This window comes from Stenotrophomonas sp. 99219_Sma (assembly GCF_056480785.1).
This window is the reverse complement of sequence record NZ_CM151117.1, coordinates 1896478-1908588: the sequence shown is the minus strand read 5'-3', so window position 1 is coordinate 1908588 and position 12111 is coordinate 1896478. Positions and strand designations below refer to the sequence as shown.

Below are 12111 nucleotides of genomic sequence, written 5' to 3'. Positions count from 1 at the left end.
CACCATTTTACACCCGGCAGTGTACTTTTGAAAAACACGAAACTACACTGTGCAGTGTACCCAGCGGACGTCACCCATGAAGCGCCTGCTCCTTGTCCTTTTGCTTGGAATCCTCGCCGTGACCGCCTACACCTTCTGCAAGTCCTGGTCCCTCCCCGACTTCCCCGATTCGCCGCAGTACCGCGACGGCAAGTTCCGCAATGCCCTGCCGCGTCCGGCGATGGGCCTGCGCGATGGCGCGGAGATCTGGTGGACGTTCCTGTTCAACAAGCCCAAGGGCACCGTGCCCGCCCACCCCATTCCGGTGCTGCCGCTGGACCGCGCCACCCTGGACGCCGCGCCTGATCGCAGCCTGTTCCGGCTCGGGCATTCCACGATCCTGCTGAAGTTGCGTGGCCAATACTGGCTGACCGATCCGGTGTTCTCCGAGCGCGCCTCGCCGGTGCAGTGGATGGGCCCGGCCCGCTTCCACGCGCCGCCGATCAGCATCGACCAGCTGCCGCCGATCGCCGGCGTGATCCTCTCGCACAACCACTACGACCACCTGGACCATGCCGCGGTGATGCAGCTGGCCGGCAAGACCGCGCGCTTCATCGCACCGCTGGGTGTGGGCGACCAGCTGATTGCGTGGGGCGTGGACGCCAGCAAGGTGGAACAGCTGGATTGGTGGCAGTCCACCGAAGCCAGCGGCCTGCGCCTGACCGCCACCCCGGGCCAGCATTTCTCCGGCCGTGGGCTGGGCGACAGCGATCGCAGCCTGTGGGCGTCGTGGGTGATCCAGGACGGCGACTTCCGCATCTTCTTCAGTGGCGATACCGGCTACTTTGACGGTTTCAAGGCCATCGGTGAGAAGTACGGCCCGTTCGACCTGACCATGATCGAAACCGGTGCCTACGACCCGCGCTGGGCCTTCGTGCACATGCAGCCCGAGCAGACCCTGCAGGCGCACCTGGACCTGCGCGGCAAGTGGCTACTGCCGATCCACAACGGCACCTTCGATCTGGCGCTGCACGCCTGGCAGCAACCGTTCGAGCGCATCACTGCATTGGCTGGCGCAAAGAACGTGCCGGTGGCCACGCCGATGATGGGCGAAGCACTGGACATGCAGGCGCCGCAGGCGGGCACGCGCTGGTGGGAGACGGTAGAGCTGTAATAAGGGATGCCGCTTGACCTGCCGGAAGCCATGTAGAGCCGAGCCATGCTCGGCTGCGCCTACCCGAACGGCAGCCGAGCGTAGGCTCGGCTCTACGCAGAAACGGCCTGCGCCGCTGCAGTGCGTCATGTAACCGATTACATCCCTTGCTAGCGTAGCGCTCGCCCGATTCCGGTCGAACCTGCGAGGCTGTCCGTAATGACGTTGCGCGCCGAACGCTCCAAGGTCTCCCGCCCACCTGCCCCATGGCGACCCGCCGCCACTCTGATGCTCGCCGTCCTGGCATCCTCCGCGCAGGCACAGACATTGCCACCTCGCAGCCAATGGCAGGCCAGCGCCTCCTCGCAGCAGGTACCGGCGATGGCGATCAGCCACCTGATCGACGGCGACCCCAAGACCGTCACCGGCGGTGCCTTCAGTCCGGGCCACTGGTTCCAGATCGATCTGGGCGCACCGACGATGCTGGCCGGCGCACGGCTTACCTGGGATGTCTCCAATCCAGAGGGCTATTCACTGCAGACCTCGCTGGACGGCACCCAGTGGCAGACCGCGTACACCATGGCCGATTCGCTGGGCGACGTGGAAACGCTGTCCTTCGCGCCACGCCAGGCGCGCTACCTGAGGTTGGCCAGCCCACAGCGCACCTCCGATTGGGGCGTGTCGATCTTCGAAATGGAGCCGCTGGACAGCACGCTCAGCGCACGCATCAGCGGTGTCCATGCAGCGCAGGCGGCGGCGCTCTGGCAAGGCGGTGGCACCGTCGCGGTTCCAGCCGGAAAAGGTGGATCCCATACGCTCGAGATCATGCTGCCTCGCACCCAGCCCACGGCCGGTCTCGCGGTCGACTGGGCCGATGGCGGGCGCGGCGCCGCCCGCTTGCAGGCGCAGGACGCACAGGGCCGATGGCAGGACCTCGCACACGATGCACAGGCGGCCAGCCATCGGCAGAGTTGGCTGGCTGCTGACACGGCACAACCTCTACGTGCATTCCGCCTGGCCGTGGACGGCGCTGCCCCGCAGATCGCGCGCCTGCGCCTGCTTGGCCCGAAAGCCGTGATGACGCCGATGAAGCGCTACCAGATTGCCGCCAGCGGTGCGCAACGTGCCTTGTTCCCCGCCTCGCTGCAGATGCAGCAGACCTACTGGACCGCCGTGGGTGTGCACGCGGGTCGGCAGAAATCCATCTTCGACGAATACGGCAACCTGGAAGCGTTCAAGGGTGCGCCGCTGGTACAGCCGATCTGGCGAAGCGCCGACGGGCGTGCTGCAGGTGCCGCCGGTCAGCCCGTACAGCACGCCCTGCGCGATGGCTGGAAGCCTATGCCTTCGGCCACCTGGTCGCCGCAGCCTGGGCTGGAGCTGCGCAGTGAGGTGTTCGCCATCGAGCGCGATGGCCAGCCGGTGACCTTCCTCCGCCATCGACTGCACAACACCGGCAGCACCCGGATCGACGGCACGCTCAGTCTGGTCGTGCGTCCGATGCAGATGAATCCGCCGTGGCAGAACGGCGGGCTGTCGCCGATCCGGGACGTGCGCATCGACGGACAGGCCGTGCGCATCAATGGCCGCACGCTGCTGTACTCGCTCACGCCGGTGGCTGCGTCCGCCGTTGCGCCGTTCGGGAAGGACGGCGCAACGGAGATCACCGCGGACATCGCTGCCGGCGAACTGCCTTCCTCGCAGCAGGCACGTGATGAGCAAGGACTGGCCGCAGCCGCATTGAGCTACCGGATCCGCCTCGCTCCCGGTGCCAGCGATGCGGTGGTCGTGGCGTTCCCACTCGGCACCGCCGCTGCCGATGCCAATGGCGTGCTGCCCGAAGCGCCTGCGCTTGACCTGGCCACGCTGCCCCGTGATGCCAATGCAGCGTTCGAGACGCTGGCCACGCAGGCGTCCGCAGATTGGCAGGCCCAGCTCGGCCAGGTCGGCCTGCGCCTGCCCGATCCCTCGCTGGTCGACATGCTGCGCGCGCAGGCTGCCTACATGCTGATCAACCAGACCGGCCCTGCCATGCAGCCCGGGCCCCGCAACTACAACCGCTCTTTCATCCGCGACGGCATGGCCACCTCGGCGGTGCTGCTGCGCATGGGTGAAGCCCGCGTCGCGCGCGACTACCTGGCCTGGTACAGCGAACACGGCGTGCATGCCAACGGCCTGGTCTCGCCGATCCTCAACGACGATGGCAGTGTCAACACCGGCTTTGGTTCGGACATCGAGTACGACAGCCAGGGCCAGTACGTGACGCTGGTGGCCGATGTCGCGCGCCTCGATGGCGGGCCCGAGTCGGTACGTGCCTATCTGCCGAAAGTGAAAGCGGCGCTGCGCTTCCTGCAGGAACTGCGCGAGCGCACGCTGGTGCCCGGCTACAAGGCCGACCAGCCATCGCCGGAGCGCTTCGCGGGCATTCTTGCGCCGTCGATCAGCCATGAGGGCTATCCGTCCCCTACCCACAGCTACTGGGATGACTACTGGGGCCTGAAGGGGTGGCACGACGGCGCGTGGCTGGCCGAGGCGCTGGGCGACCACGAGACTGCTGCCTGGGCGCGCGAGCAATACAAGCTGCTCTACGACGCGCTGCACGCCTCGATCCGGGCGACGATGGCGTGGAAGGGCATCGACTTCATTCCCTCCTCGGCCGACCTGGGCGATGGCGATCCAACCGGCGTATCGATCGCACTGGACCCCACCGGTGCGCAGAGCGTGCTGCCCGCCGAGGCACTGCGGACCACCTTCGCGCGTTATCTGGAGGATGTGCGCAAGCGCAGCCAGCCCGGAGCGCTGTATGCCTATACGCCCTACGAAATCCGCAATGTGCTGAGCTATGTGCACCTGGGCCAACCCGAAGCAGCCGACGAACTGCTGCAGGGCCTGCTGCATGATCGGCGCCCGCTTGAGTGGCAGGTGCTGGCCGAGGTCGTGCATTCGCGGCTGCGCTTCCCGCGCTATCTGGGCGACATGCCGCATACCTGGATCGGTGCCGAATACGGCCGCACGCTGTTCGGCATGTTGATGCGCGAGGACGATGACGCGTTGTCATTGCTGCCGGGGACACCGCCTTCGTGGGTGGCGGGCGATGGATTGGCGGTGGAGCGTCTGCCGACCGCGTATGGCACGTTGCAGATGCAGGCGCGGCAGCGCGACGGGCTGCTGACAGTGGTGATTGGCGAGGGGCTGCGCAAGGACACCGCCGTGCGCATGTGGTGGCCGAACCGGACCGCGCCGAAGTCTGTGCGCGTGGATGGACGCAGCGTTTCCGACTTCGATGCCGAGGGCGTGCGCCTGGCGAAACCGTTCCGGACGTTGGAAGCGGTCTGGTAATGCAGCCGAGCATGGCTCGGCTCTACAGAAGTCAGACTCTGCGAGTAGATCCACGCCATGCGTGGATGCTCTTGTAGAGTCGAGCCATGCTCGACGCATCGCACACCACGCGAACTGCAGCCGAGCATGGCTCGGCTCTACAGAAGTCAGACTCTGCGAGTAGATCCACGCCATGCGTGGATGCTCTTGTAGAGTCGAGCCATGCTCGACGCATCGCACACCACGCGAACTGCAGCCGAGCATGGCTCGGCTCTACAAAAGCAGCGGTAGCTGCCGGGCGATGCCCGGCGTCAGAGCGTCGGCAGCCCCGGCGGGTTGGTCTGCGACTGCGGCACCGCTTCCTCGGCCACGTTCCAGCGCGCCAATGCCTGCGCATAGGTACCGCTGCCGATCTGGGTGTTCAATGCCTGCGTCACCGCATCAGCCAGGCCGCTGCCCTTGCGCGTGGTCACCGAGATCGCCGCGGCGTTCGGCCAGCCCCCCGGGAACAGGCCCACACGCCGCACCTTGCCATCGCGCGCCGAATAGGCGCCGGTGGCGTTGGGCTCGAACGAGACATCGGCGCGCCCGGTGATCACTGCCAGCCGCCCAACCACGGCGTCATCGAAGTACTGGTACTCCACCGGCTTCAAGCCAGCGGCGATGTTCTGCTGGTCCCACTGGCGCAGGATCTGGTCCTGGTTGGTGCTGGCACCGACCACCACCTTCAGCCCGGCAACGTCGGCCGGCTTTTCGATCTTCTGGATCGGCCCATCAGTGCGCGTGTAGATGCCGAGCAGATCGTAACGGTAGCTGGAGAAGTCGAACTTCTTCTTGCGCTCCTCGGTCACCGTCACGTTCGACAGCACGGCATCGTACTTGCCTGATTCCAACCCCAACGGCCAGTCCGCCCACGCCACCGGCACGATCACCAGCTTCAGGCCCAACCCATCGGCAATCAGCCGCGCGATGTCCGGCTCGATGCCGACCACGTCCTTGCTGTCGGTACCATAGTCGGCCAGCGGCAGCTGCCCCGGATGGGTGGCCACGGTGAACGTACCAGGCGTGACAAAGCGATAGTCGGCCGGAATCAACGCCTGCGCCTTCGGATCGAGCGTGCCCTTCAGGATTGCGGTGTTCGCACCCGCCAGGCTGGCTGCGGCCACGGTGCCGGCATCCGGTGCCTGACGCACGCGCGAATAGACGATGCCGGCGATGCCGATGACCAGCACACCCACGATCAACAGGGTGCTGCGTGAGGGGCGACGCGGTGCTGCAGGGCGCATGGTCTTCCTTCCGGGGTTACAGGGTCTTGGCCAGGAAATCGGCGGTGCGTTGCTGGCGCGGGCGCTCGAACAGCGCCTCGGGCGTGCCCTGCTCGATCACCCGGCCCTGGTCCATCATCACCACGTGGTCAGCCACCCGACGGGCGAAGCTCAGCTCATGGGTGACGATCACCAGCGTGGTGCCGGAACGGGCCAGCTCCTCGATCACGCTAAGCACTTCGGCCACCAGCTCCGGGTCCAGTGCCGAGGTCGGTTCGTCGAACAGCAGCACCTTCGGTTGCAGGGCCAGCGCACGAGCAATCGCGATGCGCTGCTGCTGGCCGCCGGACAGCTGGCGCGGGAAGGCATCGGCCTTGTCGGCCAGGCCGACCCGTTCCAGCAGCGTGCGCGCCTGCTGCTCGGCCTGCGCGCGCGACACGCCACGCACTGCGATCGGTGCCTCGATGATGTTCTCCAGCGCAGTCAGGTGCGGGAACAGGTTGAAGCCCTGGAACACCATGCCCACCTCCGCACGACGGCGGCGGATCTCACGCTCGGGCAGCTCGTACAGGGTGTCACCATCGCGGCGGTAGCCGATCAGCTGGCCGCCGACGGTCACGTAACCGCTGTCGGCACGTTCCAGGTGGTTTATCAGCCGCAGCAACGTGGACTTGCCGGCGCCGGACGGGCCGATCAGCACCGTCACGCTGCCAGCGCGCAGGTCCAGGTTCACGTCTTCCAGCACCGGCTGGTCGCCGAACACTTTGCCCACACCGTGCAGCGATACCGATGCCCCCTCGCCCGCTTCAACCTGCGCGGCGATGCGCGGGCGATTGACCACGCGCGGTGCAGCCTCACCTGTGGCGCGCGTCGGTGACGAGACACGCGATACCGAACGCTCGCGCTGCAGCTGACCGCGTGCGAAGCGCTGCTCCACGCGCCGCTGCAGCAACGACAGCACGGTGAGGATCACCAGGTACCAGACCGTGGCCACCATCAGCAGCGGCACCACTTCCAGGTTGCGGCGGTAGATCACCTGCACCGTGTAGAACAGCTCAGGCAGCGCCAGCACGTAGACCACCGAAGTGCTCTTGGCCAGGCCGATCACATCGTTGAACGCGGCCGGCAGGATCGAGCGCATCGCCTGCGGCAGGATGATGCGGCGCACCTGGCGGCCACGCGGCAGGCCAAGCGCGGCGGCCGCCTCATACTGCCCATGGTCCACAGACAGGATGCCGCCACGGATCACCTCCGCCGAGAACGCCGCCTGGTTCAGGGTCAGGCCCAGCACCGCCGCGGTGAACACACCAATCAGCTGCGTGGTCGGGTACGAGAACAGGCTGATACCGGTGAACGGCACGCCCAGCTCGATGGTGGTGTACAGGTAGCCCAGGTTGTTCAACAGCAACAACAGCACCAGAAGTGGGATCGAACGGAACAACCAGACATAGCCCCACGACACCGCCGACAGCAGCGGTGAACCGGACACCCGGGCCAGCGCAAGCAAGGTGCCCAGCGCGAAGCCTAGACCGGTACCGAGTGCGGTCAACAGCAGCGTACGGCCCAGGCCTTCCAGCACCGGGCGTGCAAAGAACCACTCGGCGAAGGTGCCCCAGCCCCAGCGCGGATTGCCCAGCACTGATTGCAGCCCGATCAGGATCAGCGCCAGTGCCAGCACCGTGCCGAAGACCTGCAGCGGATGCCGGGCCGGCACGATCTTCAGCGCCGGTGCTGGCGCCGGCCGGGTTGCAATGCCATCCAGCGCGGTCGAAGGCGTGCTCACGCGTGGGCTCCTTGCAGCTGGGTCTGCGCAGGCGCAACGACAGGCGTCGCTGCCCGCAGGTGCTTTTCGAACGGCAGATGCGCAACCGTTTCCGGGTCGGCCTCCAGGTCGAACAGCGCGGTGTAGCCATGGCTGAGGTACAGGCCAACAGCCTCAGGCTGGCGGAAGCCGGTCGTCAGGAACACCCGCCGGTATCCTTGCCGCGCTGCCTGGTCTTCCAGCTCCTGCAGCACGCGCCGCGCGATGCCCTGGCGGCGCAGCCCTGGCAATGTCCAGATGCGCTTGAACTCGGCGGTATCCGGATCGCGGTGCGGCATGAAGGCACCGCCGGAGATCGCCACACCATCGCGCAGCAGCAGCACGAACGCGCCAACCGGGGCAGCAAAGGCCTGCGCCGGGTAGCGCTGCAGCTCCTCGCGGGCGCTGCCGCCGATGCGTCGACGCACGTCGGCGTAGCGGCTGTCGTACTCCTGCTCCAGGCCATCGAACAGCGGCCGCGCCAGTGGATCATCCACCGAGGTGTAGAGGAAGCGTTCGTTGCTGCTCATGCCACGTCCTTCACCAGATAGTCTTCAGCCAGCCGCGCCCACAGGCTGGCGGCGGGTGCGATGGCGGCGTCGTTGAACACATAGCGCGGGCTGTGCAGCGGCGCGCTGTCGCCGTTGCCGACGAACACGAAACTGCCCGGCCGCGCCTGCAGCAGGAACGCGAAATCCTCGCTGGCCGTGCGTGGCGCGAACTCCGGTACCACCTGTTCACTGCCGAAGCCCTGCACGGCCACCTCACGGATGTAGGCGGTCTGCTGCGGATGGTTGATCACGCTGGGGAAGCCGCGCGGGAACTCGATCTCCGCGCGCGCGCCGAACGCGGCGGCGGTCTGCTCGGCGACCTCGGTAACACGGCGCCGCAGGGTGTCACGTACCTCGGGCAGGTAGGCGCGCACGGTCAGCTTCAGCTCCACTACGTCCGGGATCACATTGGCGGCCTGCCCGCCGTGGATCGAACCGACGGTGACCACGCCCATCTGCCGTGGATCCACATTGCGCGAGACAACGCTCTGCAGCGCGGTGACGATGTGCGCTGCCACCAGAATCGGATCGACACTGCCCTGCGGCTCGGCGCCGTGACCGCCCTTGCCGATCACCTTCAGCCGCGCCCAGTCCACCGACGCCATTGCCGGGCCATCGACAAAGCCGAAGTGACCCACCGGCACGCCCGGCCAGTTGTGCAGGCCATAGATCGCATCCACCGGAAAACGTTCGAACAGGCCATCGGCGATCATCTTCGAAGCGCCCGAACCGGTTTCCTCGGCCGGCTGGAACACCAGCTGCAGGGTGCCGTCGATACGGCCGTGATGGGCCAGGTAGTGCGCGGCGGACAGCAGGATGGCGGTATGCCCGTCGTGGCCGCAGGCATGCATCAGCCCCTCGTTCTGGCTGGCGTAGGCCAGGCCGGAGTCCTCATGGATCGGCAGTGCATCGATGTCGGCACGCAGCCCAAGGCGACGGCTGCCCTGCCCGCGCTGCAGCGTACCGACCACGCCGGTACCGCCGAGGCCGGTGGTGACCTCATAGCCCCACTGCTGCAGCAGCTCGGCCACGCGTGCGCTGGTGCGGTGTTCCTCGAAGGCCAGCTCCGGGTGCCGATGCAGGTCATGGCGGATCGCGATGGCCGCCTCGGCGCGTGCCGCGATTTCCGGCAGCACGCCAGTCGTTGGGGAATTCCGCCGGGCATGGCCCGGTGCTGCCGCGCTTTCTCCGCTCATCGCCTTACCCTGCCTTCCGCGCCGGCTCGGCATCGGTCGCATGGCGGCTGGCCTTGTACGGCAGGCCCAGATGCGCGCGCAGGGTCTGCCCTTCCAGCTCGCGCTGGTGGTAGCCGCGCGCCTGCAGGATCGGCAGCACCTGGGTCACGAAATCGTCCAGGCCTTCGCGCTGTGCCGCGAAACCGAGGATGAAGCCGTCGCTGGCACCAGCATCAAACCAACGGATCAGCTCGTCGGCCACATGCTCCGGCGTACCGATGAAATTTGGCCGTGGGCTCACCGCTTCCAGCGCCACCTGGCGCAGGCTCAGGCCCTTCTCACGCGCATCCTGCTTGATGCGGTCGGTGGTGGAACGGAACGAATTGCTGCCGATGTCACCCAGCTCCGGGAACGGCGCGTCCGGATCGTACTGGCTGAAATCGTGATGGTCGAAGAAGCGCCCCAGGTACGCCAGCGCATCCTCCAGCGTGGCCAGTGCGGCGATTGCCTGGTACTTGGCTTCAGCCTCCTCCGCGGTGCGGCCGACGATGGGGCCGATGCCCGGGAAGATCTTCACGTCATTGCCGCTGCGGCCGTGGGCGATCGCCGAGTTCTTCACCTTCTGGGTGAACGCGCGGGTCTCCTCCAGCGATGGCGAATGGGTGAACACCGCATCGGCGTACTTGCCGGCCAGCGCGATGCCATCGTCGGACGACCCGGCCTGGAAGATCACCGGCTGCCCCTGTGGCGAACGCTGGATGTTGAGCGGCCCTTCCACCTGGAAAAAGCGGCCCTTGTGGTCGAGGCGGCGGAACTTGTCCGGCGCGAAGAACGTGCCGCTGTCGCGCTCACGCACGAATGCATCGTCGTCCCAGGAATCCCACAGCCCCTGCACCACGTCCAGGTACTCGTCGGCGATCTGGTAGCGCAACGCGTGCTCCGGATGCGGCCGACCGTAGTTGCGGCCCGAGCCTTCCAGTGGCGAGGTCACCACGTTCCAACCGGCACGACCGCCGCTGAGCAGGTCCAGCGAAGCGAACTGCCGGGCCACGGTAAACGGGTCGCTGTAGGAGGTCGACAGCGTGCCCGCCAGGCCGATCTTCTTCGTCGCCGTGGCCAGCGCCGACAGCAGCGAGATCGGCTCGAAGCGATTGAGGAAGTGCGGGATCGACTTCTCGTTGATGTACAGGCCGTCGGCCACGAAGCCGAAGGCGATGCCGTTGTCCTCGGCGGTACGCGCGATGTCGATGTAGAACTGCAGGTTGACGCTGGCATCGGCCGGATTGGAGGGATGCTTCCAGGCATGCATGTGGCTGCCAGGACCCTGCAGCATGATGCCGAACGGAATGTGGCGCGGGGTCGTGCTCATGGGAATCGCTCCTGCAGGTCAGGCCACCGCCGCGCGCGGCGCGGGCGACAGCAGTTCAAGGGATGTCAGGCGTGCATCAAGGTCGGCCACCGGCGCATCGAGGATGAACTCGCCCACGCCGAAGCGCCGGTGCAGCGCATCCAGTTCGTCACGCACGTGCTGCGCATCACCGGACAACACGCTGGGGCGCGTTTCCTCGATACGAAAGTCAGCCACGCCCACCTGGCGCGCGTACTCGGCAGCCGCCTCGGGACTGGGCAGATTCACCGTCTGGCCGGGGCCGAGGCGCAGCTTGTAGACGCGCAGCGCGCCGATATGACGCGCTGCGGCTTCGGCAGTTGGTGCGGCGAACGCCACCGTGGCCAGCAGCGGCGGCTGCGTTGAAACGCTGCGGTAGGCATCGAACGCGGCCTCGATATGCTTCGGGTCACCATCGAAGTGCGCGGCGTAGACGAAGCGCCAGCCGAGCTCGGCCGCCTGCTGCGCGCTCTGCGGGCTGGCCCCGAGCAGGAAGCGCTCCGGTGCCTGCTGCGGAACCGGCCGAGCCTGTGCGTTGGCATGCGCGTGGTCTTCACTCAGCGTGCCGGACAGGAAACCTTCCAGGTCGCGCAGCTGCTGGTCGAAGTCGGTAAACGGCGGCCGGCCAGCCGCCAGCGCGGCAGTCGATGCCGGCAAGCCACCGGGGGCCTTGCCCACGCCCAGATCGACGCGCCCCGGCGCCAGCGCCGACAGCAGGTTGAAGTTCTCCGCCACCTTGTACGGCGCGTAGTGGCGCAGCATCACCCCACCACTGCCGATGCGGATGCGCCGGGTCTGCGCCAGCACCCACGCAGCCAGCACTTCCGGTGCAGGGCTGGCCAGCGTCGGCGTAGCGTGGTGCTCGGCAAACCAGTAGCGGTGGTAGCCCAGCTGCTCGGCGCGCTGCGCCAGCTGCAGGCTGTTGCGTAATGCCTGCTCCGGCGAGGCACCTTCGGCCACCGGGCTCTTGTCCAGCACGCTGATCTGATAGCTCATGGTCGCGTTCTCGCTCAGGGGTGGGCCACGGGAATGCCGAGCAAGCCGTTCAACGCGGCCAGGATCGGCTCTGCACCGGAGATGTACTGGCGGTCCTGGTGCGCGCCACTGGCCAGTTCGCTGCGCACGCCCTGCGGCAACACCAGCTTGGGTAGTGACTGGTCCTGCTCACCGATCTCGGCGATCACCTCGCGGCGCGGCCGCGCGAAGCCGATGCGGCGTACATCCAGCTGCGCGTCCAGGCCATCGATGCTCGACAGCGCGCCCTCCAGCAGCAGGCTGTGCCGACAGAAGAAGCGCTGGCCGGGAATCTGGCCGTCCTCGAACTCACGGTCGAGCAGGAACAGGATGGGTTTGCTTGCTGCGTCGAAAGTCACAGGGGTCGTCCTCATCGGGGCCGGCAATGCGATGCCGCTTCGATATCGATGCTAGAGATGCCAGCAGCCGCAGCAGCGACGGCTGGCGACAATCGGCGGTCAGATCCGG

9 protein-coding genes are annotated in these 12111 nt (G+C 67.1%); 2 read left to right on the top strand and 7 right to left on the bottom strand.

Annotation, left to right across the window (positions count from 1 at the left end; all coding sequences use genetic code 11):
• The first annotated feature begins 76 nt into the window (after positions 1–76).
• Positions 77–1153 (top strand): MBL fold metallo-hydrolase, encoded by a 1077-nt coding sequence (locus tag ACZK13_RS08780; protein ID WP_329914343.1) that lies wholly within the window; start codon positions 77–79, stop codon positions 1151–1153.
• Positions 1154–1351: 198 nt separating this feature from the next.
• Positions 1352–4471 carry a galactose-binding domain-containing protein gene (locus ACZK13_RS08775; RefSeq protein WP_478482450.1) on the top strand — a complete coding sequence of 1040 codons (3120 nt, stop codon included), beginning with the start codon at positions 1352–1354 and terminating at the stop codon, positions 4469–4471.
• A gap of 290 nt (positions 4472–4761) precedes the next feature.
• Here the strand turns inward: ACZK13_RS08775 and ACZK13_RS08770 are convergent, their stop codons facing one another.
• Genes ACZK13_RS08770 through ACZK13_RS08740 form a run of 7 tightly spaced genes read right to left on the bottom strand, consistent with a single transcriptional unit; the run spans position 4762 to position 12017 of the window.
• Positions 4762–5736 (bottom strand): ABC transporter substrate-binding protein, encoded by a 975-nt coding sequence (locus tag ACZK13_RS08770; protein WP_478478151.1) that lies wholly within the window; start codon positions 5734–5736, stop codon positions 4762–4764.
• Positions 5737–5752: 16 nt separating this feature from the next.
• Entirely contained in the window at positions 5753–7498 is a 1746-nt protein-coding gene (locus tag ACZK13_RS08765) for an amino acid ABC transporter permease/ATP-binding protein (RefSeq protein ID WP_478445727.1), read from the bottom strand.
• Positions 7495–8046, bottom strand: coding sequence for a GNAT family N-acetyltransferase (locus ACZK13_RS08760; protein WP_125892936.1), 552 nt, complete (start codon positions 8044–8046; stop codon positions 7495–7497). Before ACZK13_RS08760 ends, ACZK13_RS08765 begins: the two co-directional genes overlap by 4 nt.
• On the bottom strand, positions 8043–9263 hold the full coding sequence (locus ACZK13_RS08755) for a M20 aminoacylase family protein (RefSeq protein ID WP_478482449.1): 1221 nt from the start codon (positions 9261–9263) through the stop codon (positions 8043–8045). The genes ACZK13_RS08760 and ACZK13_RS08755 overlap by 4 nt, the downstream gene beginning before the upstream one ends.
• Positions 9264–9267: 4 nt before the next feature.
• Positions 9268–10611: an LLM class flavin-dependent oxidoreductase gene (locus ACZK13_RS08750; protein WP_414577679.1), complete on the bottom strand. Its 1344-nt coding sequence runs from the start codon at positions 10609–10611 to the stop codon at positions 9268–9270.
• An 18-nt stretch (positions 10612–10629) separates the two neighbouring features.
• Complete coding sequence (locus ACZK13_RS08745; RefSeq protein WP_253144472.1) at positions 10630–11625, bottom strand: MsnO8 family LLM class oxidoreductase; 996 nt, start codon at positions 11623–11625, stop codon at positions 10630–10632.
• 14 nt (positions 11626–11639) lie between these two features.
• On the bottom strand, positions 11640–12017 hold the full coding sequence (locus tag ACZK13_RS08740; RefSeq protein ID WP_219626372.1) for a DUF3088 family protein: 378 nt from the start codon (positions 12015–12017) through the stop codon (positions 11640–11642).
• Positions 12018–12111 lie beyond the last annotated feature (94 nt).

What these genes read in the sequence shown, in the direction of transcription:
- ACZK13_RS08750 (WP_414577679.1), bottom strand. Translation starts at nt 10,611, where the DNA reads ATGAGCACGACCCCGCGCCACATTCCGTTCGGCATCATGCTGCAGGGT.
- ACZK13_RS08740 (WP_219626372.1), bottom strand. Translation starts at nt 12,017, where the DNA reads ATGAGGACGACCCCTGTGACTTTCGACGCAGCAAGCAAACCCATCCTG.
- ACZK13_RS08760 (WP_125892936.1), bottom strand. Translation starts at nt 8,046, where the DNA reads ATGAGCAGCAACGAACGCTTCCTCTACACCTCGGTGGATGATCCACTG.
- ACZK13_RS08745 (WP_253144472.1), bottom strand. Translation starts at nt 11,625, where the DNA reads ATGAGCTATCAGATCAGCGTGCTGGACAAGAGCCCGGTGGCCGAAGGT.
- ACZK13_RS08780 (WP_329914343.1), top strand. Translation starts at nt 77, where the DNA reads ATGAAGCGCCTGCTCCTTGTCCTTTTGCTTGGAATCCTCGCCGTGACC.
- ACZK13_RS08775 (WP_478482450.1), top strand. Translation starts at nt 1,352, where the DNA reads ATGACGTTGCGCGCCGAACGCTCCAAGGTCTCCCGCCCACCTGCCCCA.
- ACZK13_RS08755 (WP_478482449.1), bottom strand. Translation starts at nt 9,263, where the DNA reads ATGAGCGGAGAAAGCGCGGCAGCACCGGGCCATGCCCGGCGGAATTCC.
- ACZK13_RS08770 (WP_478478151.1), bottom strand. Translation starts at nt 5,736, where the DNA reads ATGCGCCCTGCAGCACCGCGTCGCCCCTCACGCAGCACCCTGTTGATC.